A 25,621-nucleotide genomic window follows, 5' to 3' on the forward strand; every position below is an offset into this window, starting at 1 on the left:
TCCCAGAAGCTCATTGCGTAACCACAACCTCGCCTACGAGAATACAATGACAACTTTTGGGGGCTACCTTTTGAACTACTATCCAAAAGCCCAATCAGTTATCGAAACAGCTAGTGTGTTGGTAGTGATAGCAATGGCTCGGGTAACAGACTTTTTATCGTAGACAGAGCTACAGGGGAAATGAGCAAATTCCCGATGGATCCTTTCCATACATCCATTGTATCTGGGAAATTCAATAATATCGAAACAAATTCCGTAAGGAATCTTGTTATCTATTTTTTTTAAAATCAGGGTAATTAGAAAGCAGAAATACTGATCTAAACTATATTCTACGAGNTACTGAATTGGCAGCCTCAACTAAGTAATAGCGAAGATAACGATTGCCTTGTTTGGTTAAGGGCGTATTTTCAGACTGATAATTTCCAGATTGCTTGATTTTCCAGCTTAATCCGGCATATTTAGCTAGTTTCGTTTGGTCTTCAAATCGTTGGATTTGTCCGATCTCAGCTAGTAATCCAGCAGCATACACTTTTCCAACACCAGGAATACTCGTCAAGCATTGGTATTCTGGTAGGACCATTACGAGCTGTTCAATTGCCTTATCAAGGTCTTTGATACTGGCTTCGAGTGCACGAATTTCGCGAGCAAGAATACTCAGGATAATATTGATGGATTCTTGAGCGACTTCTCCTAAACGATAAGACATAGTAATGGCTCGTTGAATCGTTTTCGCTAATCCTTCTGGATTTTTAAACCGGCCGTTACCTTTTTCTTGAAGCAAAGAGGCGAAATCTGTTAAAGGCATTTGAGCTAATTCTTCTAACCCATAATCTTCTGTCATTAAAGCGATTAAGGTAGCTCCAAATACAGAAGAAGGAGTTTCGCTATTCTTTAACTCACGCGTGAGCGTGTTGCATTTGTAAGTTAAATTTTCGAGAAAATGTTGTTTCGTTTCTACAAGTTGTCCAATTAATTGGTAACGTGTGCGAGTTAAACGTTGAAGAGCCATATATTTCTCTTCTTTAATGGGAGACGTAGTGAATCTTTGGATTCTTAAAAAGTCAGCGATTCGCATCGCATCATTTTTATCTGTTTTATCTTCATCAAATATTCGACTGAATTGCTTGATGCGAAAAGGATTTTCGATGGTAACGACGGTATTTATACGCTTTAATTCTCGATCCTCATTAAAAAATGTAGCAGGATGAAAGCTGTACATAGAAGTTGACTCCATGCCTATGACGATTTGAGAAAACGAGTACACATTTTGAAATTCTAAAATTTTTTGTTTAATTTGATGAGCGCCTTTCACGTCATTTCCGAGACTCGCTTCAAGAAGAATTGTCAATTGGTTATCGTCTGATAAAAAGCACACATCTAGTTTCTCAGAGCTGACATCTAATCCGACAAATAAGTTCATTTGGAAGGACCTCCTTTCATTGGTTATTTGGAATATGCTTCGATACTATGGGATTTCCCAGAAGCTCATTGCGTAACCACAACCTCGCCTACGAGAATACAATGACAACTTTTGGGGGCTACCTTTTGAACTACTATCCAAAAGCCCAATCAGTTATCGAAACAGCTAGTGTGTTGGTAGTGATAGCAATGGCTCGGGTAACAGACTTTTTATCGTAGACAGAGCTACAGGGGAAATGAGCAAATTCCCGATGGATCCTTTCCATACATCCATTGTATCTGGGAAATTCAATAATATCGAAACAAATTCCGTAAGGAATCTTGTTATCTATTTTTTTTAAAATCAGGGTAATTAGAAAGCAGAAATACTGATCTAAACTATATTCTACGAGGGGATTTAATATATGAATTATGAAGATTTTAAAGAAGTAATTCACGGAAGACGAAGTGTTAGAAAGTTTACAGATCAAGAAGTATCTACTAATGATATAAAAGAAATAATTGATTGTGCTCGTTACGCACCAAGTGATACGAATTCACAAACGTGGGAATTCTTAGTTATCATGAATCGAGAGAAGATTAAAGAAATTGAACAAATGACATGGGATGCATTACATAAACTTGCGGCAAAAGCAGCAGAAAATGGAGAAGAGAAAGCAGGGAAATTACTTACACGTTCTTTCGGACCATATGCAACAGCTTTCTCGGAGGCACCAGTATTAATCGTATGTTTGGCAACACCATATGAATCAAAGTTCCGTGAAAAGATATTTGATCCAATTGCTTTTGTTCCAGATTCAGTTTGGGAAGAAGAAGGCATTAAGAGTAGCTGTTTAGCGGCACAAAACTTAATGCTAGCTGCACATGCAAAGGGACTTGGTACTTGTCCAATGACAGGGCCAGTATTGCTAGCTCAAGATGAACTGCGCCAATATTTACAAATTGAGCCTGAAAAACAAATAAATATGGTTATTTCACTCGGATTTCCGAAAGATAAACCGAAGAAACTTCCAAGAAAAGAAGTAGATGAGATTACAACGTTTGTTTTTTAATTGCTGTATAGAAAAGACATTGAATTAACAATGTCTTTTTATTTTTGAGGGTATGTAATTCATATGTTGGGCTAAAATGATAGATAAGAGGGAATTACTATTTATTTCATAAAAAAAATTAATGTTCTATTAAGGAAAGTATGATACATTAATCGTGAGCAGGATTCTATTTGTTCATGAAAGTGTTGAATGTAGTCTCAAAATTTAAAAGTTATTTTTGTATAATAAATTATAATGAAGTTACAGGGGGGATGAATTTTGAAAAAATTCATAATCACTGGATTGTCTGTATTGTTATTAGTTGGTTGCGGTGCTCCACAGGAAAAAGAGGACGCGCAATCAAAACAGGAAGAACAAGTTGTAAACGCAAGTGATGAGAATATGGTTGTATTTCCTGAAGGAGCAATGTCAATTGGAGAAGGGAAAGTAAAAGTTATTACTCCAGATGGTACTTCTGAAAACGGCAATATACCGACTGTATTCATCAAAAAGGATACGTTAATTCAGCAAGTTGAATTAGAACTTTCTAATTTTCAAAGTGATAAAGAAACATTCGTATTTGTAGATCAAATGTATACAGATAAACATCAAGTAACTAGTACAACGCAGACAACAGTGCAGTTAAAAGAAAAAACGCTGGAAACAGGTAGTCATACAATTACTGCAGTTCAGTATGAAAACAATGATCCGAAAGGAAAGGTTATTAGTTTTAATCAAGCAACATTTGAGACAAAACCTGCGTCTTAATAAGAATAAAAAGTACATTACTCAAAAAGTAGTGTGCTTTTTTGTTTGGACTAGAGTGTGCAAGAGTGAATAACTTATTTCATTTTCTAATACGATTAAATAGGAAGTAATCACTTGTTACTACTATGACAGAGAAAGAGGTTGAATACGTGAATTGGTGTATTCGTATCATTTTGATTAGCCTAATGATGGCAGTAATTTGGTTTACGATACAAGAGTTTATGCAAATAACGCTCAATTATCAAATTCATGACTTGTTAATAGGAGTTATTTGTTTTACCATTGTTTATCTATTATATGATAAACTCGGACTAAGGTAAGTTTCAGAAGAAAAATGTAGGTATTTCATTTGAAATGTCGAATAGTACATACGATGTCGTAATAACAAATTTTCTATTGTTTACTGTGAAACAGAAGAAGGAGAGATAGTGGTTATGAAACGAGCTCTTATTAATATTGATTATACATATGATTTTGTAGCGGAAAAGGGGGCTTTAACTTGCGGGAAACCAGGACAGGAAATTGAGAAGGAAATTGTACATATAACGAAGCAATATATTGAAAATGGAGATTACGTTGTCTTTGCTATTGATAAACATGAAGAAAATGATGTATATCATCCAGAATCAAAGTTATTCCCGCCCCATAATATAGCTGGTACAAGTGGAAGAGATTTGTTTGGTGAATTACAAGATGTGTACGAAATATATAAAAATGCAGAGAATGTATATTATATGGATAAAACACGGTATAGTGCATTTGCTGGAACGGATTTAGATATGAAGCTAAGAGAAAGAGGAATAGAAGAAGTTCATCTTGTAGGTGTTTGTACCGATATTTGTGTTCTTCATACAGCAGTAGATGCTTATAATAAAGGGTTTAAAATTGTTGTTTATGAAAAGGCGGTTGCATCTTTTAATGCACAAGGGCATGAATATGCACTTGGACATTTTAAGTCATGCTTACATGCAGAAGTGAAGTGAAAAAAGAGGCCTTTAAAAAAGGTCTCTTTTATTTGTCCTTGTTCATTGAAAACAGCTACAGCAACTCCTGCTAGATTGAGTGGTCTTGATCCGACAACTTTTCTAAGTTCTTCAATATATCCCATTGTATGTAACCTCCGTAAGAAAAAATAAGAGCAAATAAACTATTCGTTATTATGTAGATATATTCCTCTTTATAAGGGGAGAGATGACATATAACTTATTTGTTTTATTTGGTAAAATATACATCAAAAAAGGTCAAACAAAAACTTTGACCTTTTTTGACCAAATGTTATAATAAAGGCAGAAAGAGATAATCTTTCATTCATAAATAATAAGGAGGAAAAAATATGCGTAATTTATTTCCAGAGATAACAAAACGTCAAAATGGCATTTTTGATTTTGGGCCTTCTTTATTAGAAGGGATGACAGATGCTTTCTTTAAGCCACTGAACATGGATACTTTTAAAGTAGATGTTCATGAGCAATCTGATAAATATACTGTGAAAGCAGATTTACCAGGTTTTCAAAAAGAAAACATTCAAGTTGATTTTGAACAAGATGTATTAACGATTCAAGCAACTAACCATAATGAAGTAGAAGAAAAAAATGAGAATGGCACATATATTCGTAAAGAACGTTCTATAGGTTCTGTAACTCGACGCTTTAGTTTTAAACAAGTTGAGGAAGAAAATGTTAGAGCAAATTATAAAGATGGCGTACTGACAATTGAATTACCAAAATTGAAAGAAGAAAAGAGCAGTAAGACAACAATTAATATCGAATAAAAGAGCTGATAAATTCAGCTCTTTTTTTACGTAGTTAATGAATAAATGAGTTGAAATCGTAATGACATGAATAAAGTTTTAACGTATAAAAAAATTTCACGATTTGCTCCCCCCTTAGGTTATTAAAAAGGGTATATTTAAAGGGAAAGGAAAAAGAACACCTAGACATACTGTTTAAGGTGAATTAGTAATAGAGTCAAAATACATAGTAAGGATAGTGGCATTTTAGATTAGGATAATAGATTTTTCTGGAACAAACTTAGGCGATTATGAATTTTTTAATTAGTAAGGAAGTGGTTAAATGAGCTTATTAACGTATACTGAAGAATTTTTTAATTATGTAAGAGAGTTTTTACTTTTAAGATTTTTACTATTTGCTTTAGTTTTAATCATTATTTCTTTTGTAATAAACCGTATTATTGATTGGTTTTTTAGGAAATCAAGCTTTTTTGATGAAGAGATAGAGCAGACGATTCAAAGTGTAATTCGATCTATTTTTAGATATATCATTATCATCAGTCTTATCATATATTTAATTAGCCAATTTGTAGATATAAAAAGTATTATTGCAGGTGCAGGGATAGCTGGAGTTGTCATCGGTTTTGCTGCACAACAGATGCTAAAAGATGTTATATTAGGCTTTGCAAGATTAGCGGACAAAGAGTTTCGGGTTGGTGATTTTGTAACTTTTAACGGAACAAATTCAGGAACTATTGAAGAGATTAGTATTCGTTTTATGCAAATTCGTGAATGGTCAGGAAAACTACTTACCATCCCGCACGGAGAGATTAGAACGATACAAAATTTTAATAAAGGATGGATGCGTGTAATTGAACGCATCACGGTAAGTTATCAGGAAGATCCAACAAGAGTGAAGGAATTGTTAGAAGAAGTATGTATTATATGTAATGAAGAATTGAATCAAACTCTTTATAGAGTAGAGGATGAGGCTGTTGAACCATTTAAATACGTCGGTGTTACAGACTTAAATCCTAACTTGAAATATGTTGGCTATGAATTTTGTATTACAGGTTTAATAAAGCCAGAAGATTATTTTGAAACTTCTAGACAAGTAAGATTTGAATTAATGTCTATGTTCCATAAGAATCAAGTGCAAATGCCAGCAGCGAATATGGTTGTTACTACTGAAGGTTTACAGCATATCCATGGTGGACAATCTTTATCGGACAGCTAAAGTAGAATCGTTTGTTAACAAAAATTCTGCTTCCAACATTGGATAGAATAACAATAATAAAATGATTGATATAAAGAAAGGGCTGAAGGAATTCGGTTCTTTTTTTATTTATAGAATTTAGAAATTTCTTAATGTTATAATTGTAGTTGGTGATGAGAATGAACTTTGAAGAAAAAGAGATGCGTCGTTTAGAAGCATTAAAAGAAATTGCTGAATTATTAAATGAAGCAACAAACTTACAGCATATGTTGGAAAAAGTGTTGCATACATTGTTACAAGTAATGAATTTACAAACAGGGTGGATATTCTTTATTGATGAAAGTGGAAAGCACAGCATGCTTGTAGACGAAAATTTACCAGAGGCTCTTACGTGGCAAAAGAAGAAGCCGATGTGTGAAGGAAACTGTTGGTGTGTAGAACGTTTTGTGAATGGGAGATTGGAAAAAGCGACTAATATTATTGAATGTAAGCGAATAGAAGATGCAATTGAATGTAATTGGGGAGAGACAGAAGATGTTACACATCATGCGACAATTCCGCTTAGGTCTGGATCAGAAAAATTTGGTCTACTAAATGTGGCTGCACCTCATAAGACTCATTTTTCTGAGGAAGAGTTAGCCTTATTAGAATCAATTGCATTTCAAATTGGAACGACAATACAACGTATTCAATTAGTTGAGAAAGAACGTAAATATGTAGTGGTAGCGGAAAGAAATCGACTTGCACGTGATTTACATGATTCAGTAAAACAATTGTTATTTTCTATTATGCTAACGGCGAAAGGTACTCTGAATATGACGCAAGATAGAGAATTGCAAGAGATGTTAAGTTATATTGGGGAATTATCACAAGAAGCATTACAAGAGATGACGCTATTAATTTGGCAATTAAGACCTGAAGGATTGGAGAAAGGATTAGCAGAAGCAATTCAAAATTACGGGAAGTTATTAGGAGTTCAAGTGGAAGTTCGAATTGATGGGATGGTTTCAATTGGGGATGAAATAGAAGAAGTTTTATGGCGTATTAGCCAAGAGGCGCTACATAATTGTAAAAAGCATGCTTCGTGTGAAAAGGTACATATTCTTTTGAAAATAGAAAATAACCAGTTACATTTTTACATAGAAGACAATGGAATAGGATTTATACAAGAACAAGTAAGGGAATCAGCACTTGGCCTGAAAAGTATGAAGGAACGTATTCAGTTAATGAAGGGATCGTTTCAAATTATAACAGAGCTGAAAAAGGGTACAAAAATAGAAATTCAATTGCCGATTTGAAGGGGAGAATAAGGTTGAAGATTAAACTGCTACTAGTTGAGGATCATCATATCGTTCGAAGAGGACTTGTATTCTTTTTGAAAACGAGAGAAGAATTTGAAATTATTGGGGAAGCGGAAAATGGCGAAGAGGCATTACATTTCGTGCAAAAAGAAAGACCAGATGTCGTACTAATGGATGTATCGATGCCGAAAATGGATGGAATTGAGGCAACAAAACGTCTAAAGCAATATGATGAGACAATAAAGGTACTTATATTAAGTAGTTTTTCAGAGCAAGATTATGTTATACCAGCACTTGAAGCTGGAGCAGATGGTTATCAATTAAAAGAAGTACAACCTGAGCAACTTGTCGCTTCTATTATTGCAGTACATCAAGGAAATGCGAATTTTCACCCGAAAGTAACACCTGCATTAATGGGGCGTTCTGCAGTAAAGAAGGAAGTAGAAAATCCTTTTTCAATGTTAACGAAAAGAGAGCAAGAGGTACTTCGCGAAATTGCGAAAGGAAGAAGCAACAAGGAGATTGCAGCAGAACTTCATATTACAGAACAAACTGTGAAAACACACGTTTCAAACGTTTTAGCTAAATTGGGAGTGGATGATCGTACGCAAGCCGCATTATACGCAGTGAAACATGGAGAGAATTATTCATAAGCATGAATAATTCTGTTATATCGTATGACAGAATACATAGGAGCAATTAAAATTTATAGTAATCCCTAATATAGGTTTTTCTTCTTTCGATAATTAGGTACAATAAAGTGAAACTCTCATCAGTGGGGGACCATCCCCACTGATGATTAGTTTAACTAATCGGTTTTTACAGGATAAAGCTACGATGGAAGGGGAGGATATGCTATGCCTGGTACAAGAAGTGGGATTGGAAAGATTCAGGCTTCGTTAAATGGTTTATCACCGAAATTGCGAAGTATTGCCGAACATATTTTGAAACATCCACAAGATGTTGTACATAAATCTATTACAGAATTAGCTGAAGTTACGAATAGTTCCGAAGCTACGATATTCCGCTTATGTAAAAACCTTGGTTTGCAAGGTTTTCAAGATTTAAAGATTACATTAGCTCGTGAAATTGTACATACACCGATGCAAAATATCCATGAAGAGGTATCAGCAGAAGATAGTATGGTAACTGTTGCTAAAAAAGTTTTTCATTCGCATATTACAGGACTGCAAGATACTTTACATTTGCTTAATGAAACGGCACTTGAGCAGGCTGTACGAGCCTTACAAAAAGCAAGTCGAATTGAGTTTTATGGAAATGGTGGCTCTGGTATTATTGCAATGGATGCGTATCATAAGTTTATGAGAACGGGTATTTCTTGTATCGCCCATACTGATTCGCATTTTCAAATTATGGGAGCAGGTTTACTCTCGGAAAATTCAGTTGTTATTGGTATTTCTCATTCTGGTAGCAATAAAGGATTACTTGAAGCGTTAGAAGTAGCGAAAGCAAGAGGGGCCAAAATTATTGCGATTACGAGCTATAAGAAATCAGCATTAAGTCAACTTGCTGATATAACGTTATATACATCAACACGTGAGACTGAATTCCGCACAGAAGCAAGTTCATCACGATTAGCACAGTTAAGCTTATTAGATACTTTGTATGTAGGGTTGTCGTTGCAGCGACAAGAGGAAACTCTAAAAAATTTACAAAGTATACGTGAAACGATTTCGATGAAGCGAATATAAAAAAAGCTCTTCAAATGAAGAGCTTTCAGACTGTAGACAAACTATTTTTGGAGAGTTCAAATGCTAAAAATAGTTTGTTTCTTATTTTAGGGATAATTTATCCAATGGAATTTATATGTAGTGCTTTCTATACTATAATTTACTATAAGTGAGGAAGATGTCTTATGAAAATATCTGTTTATGTTGCAAGTGCATTTAGCAAGGATCATAAAGGCGGAAATAAAGCAGGAGTGGTATTTATTGAGAATACAAATACATTGACCACTACTCAAAAAATGGAAATAGCCAAACAACTGGGTTATGCGGAAACCGCATTTATATCAGAATCTGAACTTGCTGATTATAAATTTGAGTATTTTACTCCAAAAGAAGAAGTTGATTTATGTGGTCATGCCACAATTGGCTCTTTCGCGATACTGATGCATTTAAATAAACTTTTCAGGAATCGCTATACGATTGAAACGAACAGCGGTGTTCTTACTATTACTATAACAGATGACATCATATTCATGGAACAAAATAAACCGATATTCTATGATGTTGTATCTCCAAATGAGTTCACCGACTGTTTTGATAGTAAAGATATAGACAATAAATACCCAATTCAAATTGTCTCCACGGGCTTAAAAGATATTTTAATTCCTATAAAAAGCGAAATACAATTACATGCACTGCAACCTAATTTTGAAAAAATTAAAGAAATCAGCAAGTATTATAATGTTGTCGGGATGCATTTATATACTTTTAATGACAATCGAATTATATGCAGAAATTTTGCTCCGCTATACGACATCAATGAAGAAGCAGCGACTGGAACTTCGAACGGTGCATTAGCTTGCTACCTTTATGAACAGGACTACTTGAAAAAAGAAGTCTATGTATTTGAACAAGGTTATTCTCTACACTCGCCTTCTGAAATATTAGTTAAATTAGCAACCAATAGCAAAAATAAAATAGAAAAAGTTTATGTTGGTGGCAAAGGATATTACTGTGAAACTAAGTGTTTACATGTAGAAAATATTGAGTGAAGAGCTTTTTTATCGGTGAGAAGTTTGTTACTTTATTTTGTTTTAGAAATATGTGACTTACTTATAGTCAATGATAAACTCTCATTTTTAAAAATTTAAAATAAAGACCGATTTGTGTAATAATTCAAATATTGTTCATAATTTCACAAGTTGTTTATGAAGTGTCATGTTATGATGAAGATGTAATGATGATTGAACACTTAAATTTGGTACAATAACTAGCCAAAGTAGTGAAGAAAGTAGTTGTGAGATAAACTCATTAAAATGCTAAAACACTAAAGTCTAGTGGTAATAAGTCAAGAGTAAAACAAGACTGATTTTTTCTAGGTGCGATTTTTTCAGCATACGGAAATAGACCCGACCAAAAATGAAATTTTTTCGGGCCGTTTCCAAGATTGCGTCAATAACAAAGTGTTATTTTTCTATCACGCTCCTTGGTGGCGTGTAGAGTTGATGGTTACGTAGTAGCGTATCCACCAGACGCACAAATTTTCTTGCGGTTAAGACGATGGCTCTTTTGTGTTGATGTTTGGGTGTTTCTTTGTATTTCTTTTGATAAAATGCTTGATATTCAGGCAAATATCTTCTTACTGAATTGGCAGCCTCAACTAAGTAATAGCGAAGATAACGATTGCCTTGTTTGGTTAANTCGCCTACGAGAATACAATGACAACTTTTGGGGGCTACCTTTTGAACTACTATCCAAAAGCCCAATCAGTTATCGAAACAGCTAGTGTGTTGGTAGTGATAGCAATGGCTCGGGTAACAGACTTTTTATCGTAGACAGAGCTACAGGGGAAATGAGCAAATTCCCGATGGATCCTTTCCATACATCCATTGTATCTGGGAAATTCAATAATATCGAAACAAATTCCGTAAGGAATCTTGTTATCTATTTTTTTTAAAATCAGGGTAATTAGAAAGCAGAAATACTGATCTAAACTATATTCTACGAGGGGAGATCACATATGAAAGCAGTAGTGGTTAATAAAAACAGCAAAGCAAACATCGAAGTGATTGAAAAAGAATTACGTCCGTTACACTCAGGTGAAGCGTTAGTAGATGTAGAGTATTGTGGAGTGTGCCACACTGATTTACACGTTGCGAATCATGATTTTGGTAACACTGATGGCCGTATTCTTGGTCATGAGGGTGTAGGTATTGTTACGAAAATAGCTGATGATGTTACTTCACTAAAGATAGGTGACCGTGTAAGTATTGCATGGATGTTCCAATCTTGTGGACGTTGTGAATATTGTGTAACTGGTAGAGAAACATTTTGCCGTGAAGTTAAAAACGCTGGTTATTCAGTGGATGGTGGTATGGCTGAACAATGTATCGTTACAGCTGATTATGCGGTAAAAGTACCAGAAGGATTAGATCCTGCTCAAGCATCATCAATTACTTGTGCTGGTGTAACTACATATAAAGCTATTAAAGTATCAGATATTAAACCTAGTCAACCTATTGTAATCTATGGCTGCGGTGGATTAGGTAACTTAGCTATCCAATATGCTAAAAATGTATTTGGTGCAAAGGTAATCGCAGTAGACATTAATGACGACAAATTAGCCTTAGCGAAAGAAGTTGGTGCTGATATGACTATCAATCCAATTTCTCAAGGTCCTGCTGATAAAATTGTGCAAGAGGAGTTTGGTGGCGCTTATGCTGCGGTAGTAACAGCAGTCTCTAAAGTAGCCTTTAACTCAGCAGTTGATGCAGTACGTGCTTGCGGTAAAGTAGTTGCAGTAGGGCTACCAGTAGAAACAATGGACTTAAACATCCCACGACTTGTACTGGATGGAATTGAAGTAGTTGGTTCTCTAGTTGGTACTCGTAAAGATTTGGAAGAGGCGTTTATGTTCGGGGCAGAAGGAAAAGTAGTGCCAGTTGTTCAAACTTGTTCTCTAGATAAAGTACAAAATGTATTCGAAGAAATGGAACAAGGTAGAATTCAAGGGCGTATGGTAATTGATTTTAAAAAACATAATTGTGATTGCAAATAATTCACTTTAAATATAAAAAGCATGAGTCTAGCAAAGGACATGTAAAAAAGCTAGACAGCATAAGAAGATGATCCCTGTATTTAATAGGGATCATCTTCTTTATTTTCTACTAATATCGATGCCAATTAATACTTGATTAATGAGAAATGATTAAAGGTTTACTTTATTGGCAAACGAAAAGGAATCTTTATGTTTAACAAATTTTTTATGATCTGGAACGTTTTGAATTGCTACAATTTGCGAATCTCTTGCTTTCAGTGCATCTTGAATCCCGATGGTCATAAGCTTAATAAATAGAATCGTAATAAAGAATGAAGCGAGAGTATAAAAAATAATCCACCATGAAAGATTCATTTCATTACGATTTAATCCAATAAGACCTGCCCAATCATTAGATAGAGAAACAGGTTTGAGCACTCCGTCATAGAGTTCACGCATTTGTATGCCGCCAATTACAATGTTAAGCAGCGCTAAATGGATAACGAGTATGAGTGTTTGGACGATATGTTCCATAAATAATACAAATAAGCGGTCAAGTAATAAGACTCGTAAGTGTTTTTTAATAATATGAAAACGACTAGCCCCCAGTAATTGTGAACTTAAGATGTAATCTTGTTTCATAAATTCATCAACCTCTGAGGATATGTATAAAGAAAGTGTAGGCAGAGCGACGAAAATAAGTACGAGTACTTGATAAAACGTAAATGAAATATTTGGATCTACCCCATCAGCATTTGATGTGATTATAATATTAACGGGCGTGATGAGTATGAATGCGATAAATAGAGTTGGAATATAATAAAAAACTTCTGAGCATGACTGGAAAAATCTTTTGAGTTTTGGAGCAAATAAACTTAAGAGGATTCCTATACATGTTCCGCATAAAATTCGAAAGAAGCTAATTGCCATGGCTAATAAAATAGTGAATTTTGCTCCTTCTACAATTTGTAAGAAAACAGACTCTCCAAAACGATCAGATCCAAAAGGTGGAATTAACGATGGCGGAAAGGGGGCCTTTCCAAGTAATTCGTTATTGTCATTGTAAAGTAACTGAGGAGGTTTTGGGATGTTATCTTTAAAGAACCAACTATAAATAAAACTAGCTGAAATAAGTATGAATAGATAAGTAAAGCCGATTAAAAAGCGTTTTGATTTCCAAATAGATTTCATAATGATACTCCTTTCAATTGCTTTTTCCATCTATTCATCATGAATGAGACTATTTGGAAAATAGCATAAAATGGTAAAATAATCATAACAAGTATGATAAATGCAGCTGGAGGTGAAACAAACGCCTTATTAAATAAAAATTGAATAATGCCTTCCATATTAAAAACAAATTCTAAAATGAATAAATTAGAAAGTAAGAAAACAAAAATCGTTTTTAAATGGTGGAAGAAGTGGATAGATATATTTTTGAATAAATGAATGCATAGTATATAACTTGATGAAAGGCCTTTTCCATATGCAACCTCTACGTAATGTTTTCCTTGCTCTTCTTTTATGTATAACACCATCATCCGAAACATTTGTAATGTAGGTAAGACAGCTAATGATAAAATAGGGAGTAAATAAGCTCGATTTTCATTAAAGGAAATAATAGTGACGGGAGATTCCCCAAATTTCTGAAGTACCCATATGAAAAAAATTTGCAAACAAATCATCATCATCATATCAGGGACAGCTTCTAATATGAACACAATTCGGTTTATCCATTTTTTTATATAATCTTTTGCTAAAAAATAAAAAAATGCCATGCTAGATGATAAAAAGAGAGCAAGAAAAAAGGCTAAAAATAATATAGTAAATGAATATAGGTAAGGTTCTAAAACAGTTGGAAATAATGGTGTTTTTTTGAAATGGCCAAACTTCGGGTCTGATCCTATAATCACTAATGATTCAGGGGAAAAAACCTGTTTTAACATAGTAACGGTCTGATTAAAAAAATAAATTGGTTGAAAGGTAAATCCTTGTTGAGTAATAAATAAATAAGGTAAATTTAATAATAGTAAGAGTGATAAAAGAATTGATGAAAGCTTAATTGTGAATTGAGATATTTTATTTAACATTAAATCCCTCCGACATCTTTTTACAACATTATACAATAAATTTCGTGTTATTGTTTTTATTTTTCTGAAAAATAAAAATACTTTTCGATTTTATAGTATGCAAGATATATTTACAAGATAAAAAAGTGATAATAGGGGGTCACGCTCTATGTTTATCAAGATAAAAGACTAGTGAACCTAAAACAATAAATAAGAGTAAAATGCACAGAATTCTCATTCTGCGGTTAGTTACTTTTCTTGGTTTGATGGTGATGTTACGTGACCGCTAAAAATAAATATTGCTTTTCAACTCTTTCTTCAAGCAAATAAGTAGAACGTATGGAGGACTATGTATGTGTTGTTAATGAGAGAAAAGAGTGTATTGCGTAACGAATATAACGTAATTTTACCGCATGGAAAAGCTAAATTTAGTATATAAGTGAAATGGAATGAGGGGATTTATTTTTTGATATGAAAAAAAATTTCTTTTTATAACTTGATAAACGAAAAAATATTTTATATACTAATTCATGTAAACGGTTTACTAAATCGTATTTTGCTAGAAATGAAGGGAAGATTCGCATGGAAACAAGGGGGAGAGTAATCGGGATTGATATCGGTACCACAAGTACAAAAACGGTTGTGTTCACAGAAAAAGGAAAAGTCATTGCATCACATGCAATCGATTACCCAATTATTCAACCGAATGTAGGATGGGCTGAGCAAGATCCTGATGTAATATGTGCCGCTGTATACAAAAGTGTAAGCGTTGCCATTGAAAAAGGTAATGTATTACCAGAAGATATTTCTTCAATCGGTATTAGTACAGCTATGCACGCATTAATTGCAGTAGATGAAAATGGTGCGCCATTAACGCGTTCTATCATTTGGGCAGATAATCGAAGTACGAAGCAATCAGAAAAATTATTACAACAAATGAATGGGCATGAAATTTATAGACGTACAGGTACACCGATTCACCCAATGTCACCACTTTCTAAATTGTTATGGATGAAAGAAGAGGAACCAGAGTTATATACAAGTGCCTATAAATTCATTTCCATTAAAGAGTATGTGATTTACCAATTATTTTCACGCTACGTAGTTGATTATTCGATTGCTTCTGCTACAGGGTTATTTAATTTAGAAACATTAAACTGGGATGAAGATGTTTTAACTATGTTACATATGTCACCAGAACAATTATCAACCCCTGTACCAACTACATATATTTTATCAGGTATGAAGCCAGAATTAGCACAGAAGATGGGGATAAGTGCAGAAACACCAATTGTCATCGGAGCAAGTGATGGGGTTCTTGCAAATGTAGGAGTTGGTGCGATATCACCGGGTGCGGCTGCAATTACGATTGGAACGAGTGGTGCGGTTCGAACAATCTCATCAAATATAAATACAGATGAGAAAGGGAGAACGTTTTGTTACGCATTAACAGATGAGCACTGGGTAATCGGTGGTCCAACGAATAACGGCGGAATATTACTGAGATGGTTACGTGATGAATTTGGTAGTCCAGAGCAAGAAGTAGCAAGAAAGCTCGGCATTGATCCTTATGATTTATTAATTAAATATGCAGAAAGCGTACCAGCTGGAGCGGATGGGCTATTGTTCTTACCTTTCTTATCTGGAGAACGCGCACCTTACTGGAATGCAAATGCTCGTGGTACATTCTTTGGAATCAATCTTCAACATAAGCGAGAACATTTTATACGTGCAGTGATGGAAGGTGTTTGTATGAGTGTATATTCAGTAGCACTCGCAATCAGGGATTGTACAGGGCCACTTACTGAAATACGAGTTTCAGGAGGGTTTGCAAAATCTGCATTTTGGAGACAAATGTTGTCCGATATGATGGGAAAAGAATTGCTTGTACCTGAAAGTCATGAAGCATCTGCGCTTGGGGCAGCGGCAGTTGCTTTATATGCTGTAGGAAAAATTGATTCTCTTGAAGAGGTAAAGGATTGGATTGATATTGTCCATCACCATGTACCGAATAAAGAAAATACGGCTATATATTTAGAAATGTTTTATATGTATGAACGACTTTACAATCGCTTGAAAGAAGAATTTGATTGTATAGCTGCTTTCCAACGTAAACAATAGGGGGATTGGGAGAAATGGTAGTTGGGATCGTACTAGCGGCAGTTGTCATACTACTTTTACTTATTACGGTAGTAAAATGGCATCCATTTGTCGCATTAATTTTAACAGCAATTGGTGTAGGATTAGCAATGGGAATGCCTTTAATTGGAACTTCACCAAAAGATCCAGGGATTATTGATTCTATTAAACTAGGGCTTGGTAATACGTTAGGGTTTTTAGCAATAGTTTTAGCACTAGGAACGATGCTTGGAAAAATGATGGCCGAATCTGGTGGTGCTGAACGTATCGCTAACACATTAATTAATCGTTTTGGGAAGAAACGAGTTCACTGGGCGATGATGTTCGTTGCATTTTTAGTAGGAATTCCGGTATTTTTCCAAGTTGGATTTGTACTATTAATTCCGTTAGTATTTACAATTGCGTTAGAAACTGGGGTATCACTTATTACAATTGGTATTCCGCTAGTAGCAGGACTGTCAGTCGTACACGGACTTGTTCCACCGCATCCAGCGGCAATGGCGGCAGTTGGTATTTTTAAAGCAGATGTAGGGAAGACAATTTTATATGCGTTAATTGTCGGACTTCCAACTGCAATTATTTCAGGTCCACTTTACGGGAAATGGATTGGTGCTCGTATACATAAGGAAGTACCATTAGATATAGCGGAGCAATTTGTTGAAAAAGATAATAAAAAAGAGCTTCCTAGCTTTTGGAATACATTGTTTACAATTTTACTTCCCGTATTTCTTATGCTTGGTGCATCAATAGCAGAAGTTGCATTAAATAAAACGAGTCAACTAGCACAAGTATTACACTTTATTGGAGATCCGATTGTGGCTTTATTAATTGCAACCATTTACTCTTTCTTTAGTCTTGGATATGCAAAAGGTTTCTCAAAAGATAAAGTGTTACAATTTACAAATGATTGCCTTGGACCTATTGCAAACATATTGTTAGTGATTGGTGCAGGCGGCGCATTTAATAAAGTATTATTAGATTCTGGAATTGGAACGACAATTGCAGATATGGCGAAAGAATCACATATTTCACCGATATTATTAGGGTGGGGAATTGCGGCACTAATCCGAATTGCAACTGGATCGGCAACTGTTTCTATGATGACAGCAGCTGGTATTGTTGCGCCGATTGCAGCAAGCACACCAGGTGTAAATGTTGAATTATTAGCACTTGCAACTGGTGCAGGGTCATTAATTTTATCACACGTGAATGATTCAGGATTTTGGATGATTAAAGAGTATTTCGGAATGACTGTGAAAGAAACATTATTAACATGGACTGCAATGGAGACTATATTATCTGTAGTAGCACTTGGGCTAATTTCGATATTAAATATATTTGTATAGAATAGGAGATTGATTAATATGAAACTAGGTTTAATTGGATTAGGAAAAATGGGATTCCCATTAGCTGAACACTTATATGAAGACAAGCATGAAGTAGTTGTATACGATGTAAATAAAGAGCTTGTTGAAAAGGCAGGAAAACTAGGAATTACTGCACGTCATACATTAAAAGAAATGATTGCTGAACTAGAAGCTCCTCGTACAATTTGGGTAATGGTGCCTGCAGGAGAAGTTGTAGAGTCAGTATTAAAAGATGTGTATCCGTTATTAGATGAAGGTGATATCGTTATTGAAGGCGGAAATTCATTCTATAAAGATACGTTACGCCGTGCTGAAGAAGCAAAAAGCTTCGGATTACATTATGTAGATATCGGTACATCAGGCGGTGTAGAAGGAGCTAGATACGGTGCTTGCTTAATGGTTGGTGGAGAAAAAGAAATTTACGACCAATTAGAATCTTTATTTAAAGATTTAGCAGTAGAAAATGGCTATTCTTATGCTGGCCGTGTTGGTAGTGGTCATTTCTTAAAAATGGTTCATAACGGTATTGAGTACGGCATGATGCAAGCAATCGCTGAAGGATTTGAAGTACTAGATAAGAGTGACTTTGATTTCAATTATGAAGATGTTGCAAAAGTATGGGCGAACGGATCAGTTATCCGTGGTTGGTTAATGGACTTAACTGAAAAAGCATTTGCAGAAGATCCGAAACTAGATGGCATTAAAGGTGTAATGAACTCTTCAGGAGAAGGAAAATGGACTGTTGAAACTGCACTTGAACTTCAAGCTGCAGCACCAGTAATCGCTATGTCATTATTTATGCGCTATCGTTCTCAGGAAGATGATACATTCCATGGAAAAGTAGTTTCAGCACTACGTAATCAGTTCGGTGGACATGAAGTTGTGAAAAAATAAGGATGTTTTTGAAAAGAAACTTGTGCATAAGCGCAAGTTTCTTTTTTATAGTTTAAGAAACTACTAATTTAAAAATACCAATCAATCATCGTTTTTTTGTCACAAATGATAGCTTCAACGTTCATTGAATGAACAATATATTCTATATTTTCTTCTTTAGCTAATAATAAGGTTGTAAAGGAATCGTATATACTCATAAACGCATACTCATTATCTTCGCCAGTAATAATTAACTCATTATTGCTAATGTCCCAAATATCTAATGGAGTAGTATTATTTACCTGTAATAATCCGTTTGTATCAAGAATTGGTTCAGAGAAATATAGATTTTTTGCACCTTTAGAACCGAGGAGTTTAAGTAATTTGTGTAATAAAAATATAGACGTATAATCTTCTGTTGGATAGTAAAGATCTTTTTTTAAGTTTGAATGTAGCTTTTCAGCTAAATCCTCTCTTTTATATTCTTCTGAAAGGGCACTAATGGAAGTCAACATGGCCATTGCTAGGTCTGCGTATGAATGTAATCCACTACAAGACATCATTTCCTTCCAAGAAACGGATTTCCCATTATAAATGATTTCTTCAGCGCTAGGATAGATGTGCTCATATGGTCTTTTTCTCACAGACTTTTCCCATTCTAAAAGCATTTGGATAAAAGGATGTAGCAATATAGCTGCAAATTTAAAGTTTCTTGGTAGTTGTTCTAAAATTGGTGATTTGTCATCTAGCCAAATGTAATCCAACAAAATATAACCTCCTCTTAGACTTTGAAATGTACGGATTCCCGTATTATGTTTTTTGTATTGATTGTATCAAATATAAAGCGAAGCATGAAATATGTCCCAACATAAAAGTAAGAATAAATAAAATGAAGTTTTCATAAATAGTAAAAGGGTGCTTATGTCATCAGTATAGCTAAGAAATGTTGTTACATATGAGAAGAGCGTGTTAATAAAATATGAGGTGGTTAAATGGGAAATGAGCAAGTGAAGTCTGTAAAGGAAGAAAAAAAGTTATGTCTTTGTATGATCGTCAAAAATGAGTCTAGAATTATGGAAAGATGTTTAAATGCAACAAAATCAATTGTAGACTTTGTTTCTATTTGTGATACTGGATCGACGGATAATACGCCTGAAATTATTGAAAATTGGTGTAAGGAAAATGAGATACCTGGGACGGTTCATCATGAGCCGTTTAAAAACTTTGGTTATAACAGAAGCTTAGCTGTTTCGTTAGCGCAAAAAACATACCCAGAAGCAGATTATTTATTAATATTAGATGCGGATATGATTTTAGAGGTTGATCCGAATTTCGATAAAACGAGCTTAACGGAAGATCATTATCTTACATTACAATATGATGTTCATATTAAATATTGGCTTACACGTCTTTTGAAAGCTTCTTTACCATGGAAATCTGTCGGTGTTACTCATGAGTATTGGGATATAGATCGTTCAAAAGTTGGAGCGAATTACAATACGAGGGTAGCTCGGTTAGAGACTCTTGTCGTGAATGATCCCGGAGATGGCGGGAGCAAAGCTGATAAATTTGAAAGAGATGAGAGGTTGTTGTTACAGGGAATAAACGACCCAGAAACAACGCCAGATTTGCATATAAGATATTTATTTTATTTAGCTCAGACTTATTTTCATTTAAGCCAATTTGAGAATTCAATTAAATGGTATAAAAAACGAGTGGAAGCAGGAGGATGGGTTGAAGAGGTATTCTATTCGTTATTGCGAATAGGATTTTGTTATGAGCAGTTAGCAAATCGTTCAGCAAATAAACAAAATGAAGTGACAGATGCTGATGAAAAAGAAACTGTTAAAGGGCAAGAAGAGCAATATTTAGCATTAGCTGTTTTTTATTTTCAAAAAGCGTGGGAATATAGACCAACCCGGGCTGAACCATTATACCAACTTGCAAGGTTGTATCGATTACGATCTCAAAACAATATTGCTTTGATGTATGCTCTGCAAGGGAAGGAAATTCCTTTTCCAAAGGATGATCTACTATTTGTAGATTATCATGTGTATGATTACTTATTTGACTATGAAATTTCTATTAGTGCTTTCTATATACCTCATAAAAAACATTTAGGGGCGGTGTCGCAAAAGTATTTGGAATCGATAAAAGAAAAGATTCCATTTCATATAGCAAATATAGTAGAGAATAATGCGAAATTTTATTAAATACATTTTCGATTAAAGGAGTAGTGGAGTAATCATGGAATTAATGCGATGGGCGATTGAACTAGGAGAATCGGTGCATGGAAATACGTATGAAGAATTGATGCCACTACTAGACTATTATTATGATCGTGATCATTTAAAAGCGTACTGTATCGCAAATCTTCTTTTAAACATGGATGTATTAGATGAAGATCGGGAAAGAATCGAATTAAGAAGATGCATCGCTGCTTATTATGCTGGATTATATAAAGTAGCAAGAAAACATGCAAATGAGTTGGTACTTAAACATCCGGATGTAGATCTATATAAAAATAATTTAAGATTAATGGAAGTTTATTTGAATAAAGAATATGATTATTGTCTTTTTATATGCCCAAAGACATACGGTAGTTTCATAGATGTTGCGCGAGCTTTAAAGTGGCGGTTGGAGCAGGAGGGAAATACAGTAATTATATCAGAAACAATACTGGAAAATGTAAAGAATACAGTTGTTTTTGGAGCCCATACATACGCATATAACCCGAACCTTCTTCCGAAAGATGCAATTATTTATAATTTAGAACAGCTATACGAAGGAAGTCCATATGCGCATCCCCTTTATTTAATATTATTAAAAGATAGAGTGATTTGGGATTATAGTAAACAAAATATAGAATGGCTTAAACAAAAAGGGGTAGGAAAAGAAATAAAACATGTAGAAATGAACTATGCTCCAACTTTGGAAATAAAAAAAGATGCGTTTGAAGATGAGATTATTGAAGATATTGATATTCTGTTTATAGGTGCTCTTAATCCGAGGCGACAAGCTATTTTTGATCATCTAAAAGCGATTGCCCCGAATTTAAATATAGTTTTTAAAAATAATGCGTGGGGAATTGTTCGAAATGAATTGATTGCTAGAGCTAAAATTATATTAAATATTCATTTTTACTTATCAGGAATTCTTGAAACACCTCGCGTATCTTATGCAGTCGCAAATAAGAAATTTATTATTTCCGAAAATAGTAATCCAGAAGATGAGGTAGAGTGGCCAGGAATTGTATTTACTCCGTACGAAAAAATAATTGAAAACGTAATGAAATATATAGAATTACCAGAAGAACGGAAAAGATTAGCGGAAAAAGCATATAATCATTTTGAAGCAAATGAAAGTTTAGGTACATTGAGCATGAGAGATGAATCAAAGTAATTGTACGAAACTCATACGAAAGTATGAGTTCTTTTTTGTTTATCATACTATTTTATGAAACAAGTTAACTCTTTATATTGTGTTTTGTATAGAAATTTCTGATAATATATAAGTAGAACTTGAAAACAAAGGGGAGAAATAATCATGAAACTAGTCGTTATTAACGGTACACCAAGAAAATTTGGTAGAACTCGCGTGGTGGCAAAATATATTGCGGATCAATTTGAAGGGGAATTATATGATTTAGCAATTGAGGAGTTACCTTTATACAATGGAGAAGAGTCGCAACGTGATTTAGAGGCAGTAAAAAAATTAAAAACGTTAGTGAAAGCTGCGGATGGGGTTGTATTATGTACACCAGAATATCATAATGCGATGAGCGGTGCGCTGAAAAACTCTTTAGATTACTTAAGTAGTAGTGAATTTATTCATAAACCAGTTGCGTTGTTAGCGGTTGCTGGTGGCGGTAAAGGTGGAATAAATGCATTAAACAGCATGCGAACGGTCGCTAGAGGTGTTTATGCAAATGCAATTCCAAAACAAGTTGTGCTTGATGGATTACATGTGCAAGATGGTGAACTTGGGGAAGATGCAAAACCATTAATTCATGATGTAGTTAAAGAATTGAAAGCATATATGAGCGTATATAAAGAGGTGAAAAAACAACTAGGAGTGGAGTGATATGTCCTCACTTTATCATGATTCTCGCTTGTATTACATTCTAGGAGCCAATAGTCTATCTGCTATTGGTTCCGGAATTGTTATGATAACGATTCCTTGGCTGTTAATTAAAGAGAGTGGAGGAGAGACAACATTTGGTTATGTTTCTATCATTGCAACCCTCATTATGTTTTTATTAACACCATTCATTGGGCAAAGTATTGATCGTTTTTCAAGAAAATCTTTATTGCTATGTAACGAAGGAATCGGAATAGCCGTAATCGGAATAATGGTTATATGGGGATTTGCTGGGCAACCTTATCATTCTATTCACTATATTCTTATTTATATAGCCGGATCATTCTACTATTTATTATTTTATCCTACAATATTTGCGTTCAACCAAGAGATATTTCAAGCAGAACATTATAAAAGTTTAAGTGGAACGATGGAAATACAAGGACAGTTAACACAAGTTATTTCTGGAGCGGCCGCGAGCTTCTTAATTGAAATTGTATCTTTGAAGTGGATTTTGTTAGTAGACATGTTAACTTTTGCTGGAGCATTTTTTCTTTTCTTATGTATACCGTACGTAAAGAAAAAAGAAGTGAAAAGAAAAATAACATTTAAGAAGCAATTGTTTGAAGGAATTCACTTTATGAAAAAACGTCCTAAGCTCTTTTGGTTCTTACTGGCCACTTATATGCCGTTTATAGGTGTTATGATGGCAAATTATTTAATACCAGTTTATATTTCGGATATACTTAAAGCCAATGCCTCTGTATACGCAATAGAGGGGATGATGTACGGGGTTGGAGCGGTTGTTGCAGGAATCTGTATTCCACTCATAATGAAATATATCAAAACAGAAGTTTCAATCGTTATGACGATGTTCATTTATGTAATTTCAATTACCGCAATGATTATTGAACCTTCCGTAATTTTCTTATATGGACTTGCAATTTTTCATGCAGTTGGAAATGCGGGTACAAGAGTGGCGAGAAATGTATTGATGATGGAGGAAATTCCAAACGAAGTAATGGGACGTGTAGACAGCTTATTTCGCCTAATTGGTACTGGAATACGAATTGTATTATTAATGCTGTTTACAGCGGGTGTATCTAAAGCCGGAGTAATGCTTCCGTTTTACGTATTAAGCTGCATATTGATCTTCTCATTAGGAATCGCTATTTATTATGTACTATCACAACGTAAAGTAGCGGCGAATGTTTCTAATAAATCAATCGTTTAAAAAAACACTTCTGCCGCCCTTTCTTTTTCTGTATAATAAAAAGAAAGGGAGTGCAAACTTATTTATGAACAAATGGATCTTTCTTATCATTTTATTATTACCGCCACTATACATCATTTATATGACGTTTAGAATGAACAAAGTTGCTCGTGAAAAGTTGAGCTATCACTCTCCGTACGTTCTTATACTGGGTGCAAAGTTATTTGGAGATAGACCGTCTTTATCTCTTCAAAATCGTTTGGATGTAGCGTTGGAGTATTTATTTTCATATCCTGAAGCGAAAGTAATTGTTTCAGGTGGTCAAGGAGAAGATGAAGATATACCGGAAGCTCACAGCATGAGAAACTATTTAATGGTACACGGTATAGATGAGAGTCGTATTTTAATAGAAGATCAATCTACAAATACGTATGAAAACTTAAAGTTTAGTATGGATTTATATAATGTGAAACATGCGGTAGTTGTAAGTAATACGTATCATTTATATCGAACGAAAATAATTGCAAAGCGTTTAGGCATGAAGATGGAGGCACTAGCTGCTGAAACGCCAATTCGTTCTAAGAGAAAAATGTATGTTCGCGAATATGCTGCTATTATGAAAACAATATTGTTCGACCGTTAGAGCTCAAATGTGAGCTCTTTTTTAATTTAAAAGCGTATCATTTGAAATGAATGCCATATTCCATCAAAATAAAGGAAACAACATTAAAGGAGTTGTATTTGTGATTCAATTTAATCATGTGTCAAAATCGTATGAAGATGGCACGAAAGCAGTGGATTCATTGCATTTAGAAATTAAAAAGGGAGAATTTTTTGTTCTCATCGGTCCGAGTGGATGCGGGAAAACAACGACAATGAAGATGATTAATCGTTTAATCGAAACGACTGAAGGATCGATTTTAATCGATGGAAAAGATATTCAACAATATAATATAAACGAATTACGTTGGGATATAGGATACGTGTTGCAACAGATTGCTTTGTTTCCTCATATGACAATTGCTGAAAATATTGCAGTTGTTCCTGAAATGAGGCAATGGAGCAAAAAAGAAATTAAAGCACGCGTCGATGAATTGTTACATATGGTTGGATTAGATCCGGATATTTATCGAAATCGTATGCCTGATGAATTGTCAGGAGGACAAAAACAACGTGTCGGTGTCGTGCGAGCATTAGCTGCAAACCCGAAAATCGTTCTTATGGATGAACCATTTAGTGCGTTAGATCCATTAAGTAGGGAACAGCTTCAGAAGGATATTGTACAGTTGCAAAAAAAGATTCAAAAAACAATCGTATTCGTAACACATGATATGCAAGAAGCATTATCACTTGGAGATCGCATTTGTATTATGAAAGAAGGAAAAGTTGTTCAACTAGATACACCAGAAGGAATTATACATAATCCGAAAAATGAATTTGTAGAGGAATTCATTGGAAATCGTGGGCGAACTTGGTATGAGGGGAAAAGTATAGCAGATGTATTGCCGCTCGATCAAAGTGTGCAATTAGAAGGGCAGGCGCTATCATTACATTCTTCTTTACAAGAAGCGTTAGTTCGTGTGCGTGATGAGGAGGTCGTTCCAGTTGAAAAAAACGGTCAATATATTGGAACGTTAACAAGTCGTCATATTGTCAATTACATTGTTGAACAAATGAAGGAAAGAGGCTAA

Annotated in this window: 24 protein-coding genes and 2 pseudogenes; 20 read left to right on the forward strand and 6 right to left on the reverse strand. The window is 34.5% G+C overall.

Features of this window, described 5'->3' with window-relative positions:
• Positions 1-322 precede the first annotated feature (322 nt).
• The gene (locus V6946_RS11320; RefSeq protein WP_406622312.1) at positions 323-1,420 is read right to left on the reverse strand and encodes an IS110 family transposase; all 1,098 of its coding nucleotides are present in this window, start codon (positions 1,418-1,420) and stop codon (positions 323-325) included.
• Positions 1,421-1,823: 403 nt separating this feature from the next.
• On the opposite strand from V6946_RS11320, the gene V6946_RS11325 reads away from it, so the two are divergent.
• The 4 genes from V6946_RS11325 to V6946_RS11340 all read left to right on the forward strand — a co-directional run bounded on the left by V6946_RS11325 (position 1,824) and on the right by V6946_RS11340 (position 4,201).
• Positions 1,824-2,471: a nitroreductase family protein gene (locus tag V6946_RS11325; protein WP_001105284.1), complete on the forward strand. Its 648-nt coding sequence runs from the start codon at positions 1,824-1,826 to the stop codon at positions 2,469-2,471.
• Positions 2,472-2,729: 258 nt separating this feature from the next.
• Positions 2,730-3,218 (forward strand): hypothetical protein, encoded by a 489-nt coding sequence (locus V6946_RS11330; RefSeq protein ID WP_000713496.1) that lies wholly within the window; start codon positions 2,730-2,732, stop codon positions 3,216-3,218.
• 125 nt (positions 3,219-3,343) lie between these two features.
• Complete coding sequence (locus V6946_RS11335) at positions 3,344-3,538, forward strand: hypothetical protein (RefSeq protein WP_033686798.1); 195 nt, start codon at positions 3,344-3,346, stop codon at positions 3,536-3,538.
• Between the two features lie 114 nt (positions 3,539-3,652).
• On the forward strand, positions 3,653-4,201 hold the full coding sequence (locus tag V6946_RS11340; RefSeq protein ID WP_061113273.1) for a cysteine hydrolase family protein: 549 nt from the start codon (positions 3,653-3,655) through the stop codon (positions 4,199-4,201).
• A 29-nt stretch (positions 4,202-4,230) separates the two neighbouring features.
• Here V6946_RS11340 and V6946_RS11345 read toward each other — a convergent pair.
• Positions 4,231-4,326 (reverse strand): annotated as a pseudogene (locus V6946_RS11345) (DNA mismatch repair protein MutT); the annotation flags it as partial.
• 225 nt (positions 4,327-4,551) lie between these two features.
• Here V6946_RS11345 and V6946_RS11350 point away from each other — a divergent pair.
• From V6946_RS11350 to V6946_RS11375, 6 genes are all read left to right on the forward strand, one after another.
• Positions 4,552-4,989 (forward strand): Hsp20/alpha crystallin family protein, encoded by a 438-nt coding sequence (locus tag V6946_RS11350; RefSeq protein ID WP_001245053.1) that lies wholly within the window; start codon positions 4,552-4,554, stop codon positions 4,987-4,989.
• Positions 4,990-5,290: 301 nt separating this feature from the next.
• On the forward strand, positions 5,291-6,184 hold the full coding sequence (locus V6946_RS11355) for a mechanosensitive ion channel family protein (RefSeq protein ID WP_006925149.1): 894 nt from the start codon (positions 5,291-5,293) through the stop codon (positions 6,182-6,184).
• A gap of 179 nt (positions 6,185-6,363) precedes the next feature.
• Positions 6,364-7,461, forward strand: coding sequence for a two-component system sensor histidine kinase CasK (casK, locus tag V6946_RS11360; RefSeq protein ID WP_170871709.1), 1,098 nt, complete (start codon positions 6,364-6,366; stop codon positions 7,459-7,461).
• A gap of 14 nt (positions 7,462-7,475) precedes the next feature.
• Positions 7,476-8,117, forward strand: a complete 642-nt coding sequence (casR, locus tag V6946_RS11365) for a two-component system response regulator CasR (protein WP_006925150.1) — start codon at positions 7,476-7,478, stop codon at positions 8,115-8,117.
• 204 nt (positions 8,118-8,321) lie between these two features.
• Complete coding sequence (locus tag V6946_RS11370; RefSeq protein WP_406622314.1) at positions 8,322-9,176, forward strand: MurR/RpiR family transcriptional regulator; 855 nt, start codon at positions 8,322-8,324, stop codon at positions 9,174-9,176.
• A 164-nt stretch (positions 9,177-9,340) separates the two neighbouring features.
• On the forward strand, positions 9,341-10,204 hold the full coding sequence (locus tag V6946_RS11375; RefSeq protein WP_000704323.1) for a PhzF family phenazine biosynthesis protein: 864 nt from the start codon (positions 9,341-9,343) through the stop codon (positions 10,202-10,204).
• Positions 10,205-10,618: 414 nt separating this feature from the next.
• Here the strand turns inward: V6946_RS11375 and V6946_RS11380 are convergent.
• A pseudogene (locus V6946_RS11380) lies at positions 10,619-10,852 on the reverse strand (IS110 family transposase); the annotation flags it as partial.
• A 320-nt stretch (positions 10,853-11,172) separates the two neighbouring features.
• Here V6946_RS11380 and adhP point away from each other — a divergent pair.
• Complete coding sequence (adhP, locus tag V6946_RS11385; protein ID WP_000649119.1) at positions 11,173-12,210, forward strand: alcohol dehydrogenase AdhP; 1,038 nt, start codon at positions 11,173-11,175, stop codon at positions 12,208-12,210.
• A gap of 150 nt (positions 12,211-12,360) precedes the next feature.
• On the opposite strand, the gene V6946_RS11390 is transcribed toward adhP, so the two are convergent.
• Both V6946_RS11390 and V6946_RS11395 read right to left on the reverse strand, forming a co-directional pair.
• Positions 12,361-13,380 carry an ABC transporter permease gene (locus V6946_RS11390; protein ID WP_000836565.1) on the reverse strand — a complete coding sequence of 340 codons (1,020 nt, stop codon included), beginning with the start codon at positions 13,378-13,380 and terminating at the stop codon, positions 12,361-12,363.
• Positions 13,377-14,279 carry an ABC transporter permease subunit gene (locus tag V6946_RS11395; RefSeq protein WP_000932683.1) on the reverse strand — a complete coding sequence of 301 codons (903 nt, stop codon included), beginning with the start codon at positions 14,277-14,279 and terminating at the stop codon, positions 13,377-13,379. The genes V6946_RS11390 and V6946_RS11395 overlap by 4 nt, the downstream gene beginning before the upstream one ends.
• 561 nt (positions 14,280-14,840) lie before the next feature.
• On the opposite strand from V6946_RS11395, the gene gntK reads away from it, so the two are divergent.
• The 3 genes from gntK to gnd are packed head-to-tail and all read left to right on the forward strand — an operon-like array spanning position 14,841 to position 18,658.
• Positions 14,841-16,379 carry a gluconokinase gene (gntK, locus tag V6946_RS11400; protein WP_000449999.1) on the forward strand — a complete coding sequence of 513 codons (1,539 nt, stop codon included), beginning with the start codon at positions 14,841-14,843 and terminating at the stop codon, positions 16,377-16,379.
• 14 nt (positions 16,380-16,393) lie between these two features.
• Complete coding sequence (locus V6946_RS11405) at positions 16,394-17,743, forward strand: GntP family permease (protein ID WP_000260208.1); 1,350 nt, start codon at positions 16,394-16,396, stop codon at positions 17,741-17,743.
• A gap of 18 nt (positions 17,744-17,761) precedes the next feature.
• A complete protein-coding gene (gene gnd, locus V6946_RS11410) occupies positions 17,762-18,658 on the forward strand; it encodes a phosphogluconate dehydrogenase (NAD(+)-dependent, decarboxylating) (protein ID WP_006925155.1) in 897 nt (298 codons plus the stop codon).
• A gap of 68 nt (positions 18,659-18,726) precedes the next feature.
• Here gnd and V6946_RS11415 read toward each other — a convergent pair whose 3' ends face one another.
• Complete coding sequence (locus V6946_RS11415; RefSeq protein WP_406622315.1) at positions 18,727-19,404, reverse strand: DUF2711 family protein; 678 nt, start codon at positions 19,402-19,404, stop codon at positions 18,727-18,729.
• Between the two features lie 225 nt (positions 19,405-19,629).
• On the opposite strand from V6946_RS11415, the gene V6946_RS11420 reads away from it, so the two are divergent.
• The 6 genes from V6946_RS11420 to V6946_RS11445 all read left to right on the forward strand — a co-directional run bounded on the left by V6946_RS11420 (position 19,630) and on the right by V6946_RS11445 (position 25,621).
• Positions 19,630-20,850: a glycosyltransferase gene (locus tag V6946_RS11420; RefSeq protein WP_000526219.1), complete on the forward strand. Its 1,221-nt coding sequence runs from the start codon at positions 19,630-19,632 to the stop codon at positions 20,848-20,850.
• A 34-nt stretch (positions 20,851-20,884) separates the two neighbouring features.
• Positions 20,885-22,039: a hypothetical protein gene (locus V6946_RS11425; protein WP_000422328.1), complete on the forward strand. Its 1,155-nt coding sequence runs from the start codon at positions 20,885-20,887 to the stop codon at positions 22,037-22,039.
• A 144-nt stretch (positions 22,040-22,183) separates the two neighbouring features.
• Positions 22,184-22,720 (forward strand): NADPH-dependent FMN reductase, encoded by a 537-nt coding sequence (locus tag V6946_RS11430; RefSeq protein ID WP_000780355.1) that lies wholly within the window; start codon positions 22,184-22,186, stop codon positions 22,718-22,720.
• A 1-nt stretch (position 22,721) separates the two neighbouring features.
• Entirely contained in the window at positions 22,722-23,951 is a 1,230-nt protein-coding gene (locus tag V6946_RS11435) for an MFS transporter (RefSeq protein ID WP_000097159.1), read from the forward strand.
• A gap of 64 nt (positions 23,952-24,015) precedes the next feature.
• Positions 24,016-24,573 (forward strand): YdcF family protein, encoded by a 558-nt coding sequence (locus V6946_RS11440; protein WP_006925163.1) that lies wholly within the window; start codon positions 24,016-24,018, stop codon positions 24,571-24,573.
• A gap of 100 nt (positions 24,574-24,673) precedes the next feature.
• A complete protein-coding gene (locus V6946_RS11445) occupies positions 24,674-25,621 on the forward strand; it encodes an ABC transporter ATP-binding protein (RefSeq protein ID WP_000614085.1) in 948 nt (315 codons plus the stop codon).

Source organism: Bacillus sp. PPSBB_2 (genome assembly GCF_045291115.1).
GTDB classification, from domain to species: Bacteria; Bacillota; Bacilli; order Bacillales; family Bacillaceae_G; genus Bacillus_A; species Bacillus_A cereus.

Bases quoted from the DNA above. Each gene is read 5' to 3' on its own strand.
- V6946_RS11325 (WP_001105284.1), top strand. From the start codon at position 1,824: ATGAATTATGAAGATTTTAAAGAAGTAATTCACGGAAGACGAAGTGTT.
- V6946_RS11335 (WP_033686798.1), top strand. From the start codon at position 3,344: ATGACAGAGAAAGAGGTTGAATACGTGAATTGGTGTATTCGTATCATT.
- V6946_RS11340 (WP_061113273.1), top strand. From the start codon at position 3,653: ATGAAACGAGCTCTTATTAATATTGATTATACATATGATTTTGTAGCG.
- V6946_RS11350 (WP_001245053.1), top strand. From the start codon at position 4,552: ATGCGTAATTTATTTCCAGAGATAACAAAACGTCAAAATGGCATTTTT.
- V6946_RS11355 (WP_006925149.1), top strand. From the start codon at position 5,291: ATGAGCTTATTAACGTATACTGAAGAATTTTTTAATTATGTAAGAGAG.
- casK (WP_170871709.1), top strand. From the start codon at position 6,364: ATGCGTCGTTTAGAAGCATTAAAAGAAATTGCTGAATTATTAAATGAA.
- V6946_RS11370 (WP_406622314.1), top strand. From the start codon at position 8,322: ATGCCTGGTACAAGAAGTGGGATTGGAAAGATTCAGGCTTCGTTAAAT.
- V6946_RS11375 (WP_000704323.1), top strand. From the start codon at position 9,341: ATGAAAATATCTGTTTATGTTGCAAGTGCATTTAGCAAGGATCATAAA.
- adhP (WP_000649119.1), top strand. From the start codon at position 11,173: ATGAAAGCAGTAGTGGTTAATAAAAACAGCAAAGCAAACATCGAAGTG.
- V6946_RS11390 (WP_000836565.1), bottom strand. From the start codon at position 13,380: ATGAAATCTATTTGGAAATCAAAACGCTTTTTAATCGGCTTTACTTAT.
- V6946_RS11395 (WP_000932683.1), bottom strand. From the start codon at position 14,279: ATGTTAAATAAAATATCTCAATTCACAATTAAGCTTTCATCAATTCTT.
- gntK (WP_000449999.1), top strand. From the start codon at position 14,841: ATGGAAACAAGGGGGAGAGTAATCGGGATTGATATCGGTACCACAAGT.
- V6946_RS11405 (WP_000260208.1), top strand. From the start codon at position 16,394: ATGGTAGTTGGGATCGTACTAGCGGCAGTTGTCATACTACTTTTACTT.
- gnd (WP_006925155.1), top strand. From the start codon at position 17,762: ATGAAACTAGGTTTAATTGGATTAGGAAAAATGGGATTCCCATTAGCT.
- V6946_RS11420 (WP_000526219.1), top strand. From the start codon at position 19,630: ATGGGAAATGAGCAAGTGAAGTCTGTAAAGGAAGAAAAAAAGTTATGT.
- V6946_RS11425 (WP_000422328.1), top strand. From the start codon at position 20,885: ATGGAATTAATGCGATGGGCGATTGAACTAGGAGAATCGGTGCATGGA.
- V6946_RS11430 (WP_000780355.1), top strand. From the start codon at position 22,184: ATGAAACTAGTCGTTATTAACGGTACACCAAGAAAATTTGGTAGAACT.
- V6946_RS11435 (WP_000097159.1), top strand. From the start codon at position 22,722: ATGTCCTCACTTTATCATGATTCTCGCTTGTATTACATTCTAGGAGCC.
- V6946_RS11440 (WP_006925163.1), top strand. From the start codon at position 24,016: ATGAACAAATGGATCTTTCTTATCATTTTATTATTACCGCCACTATAC.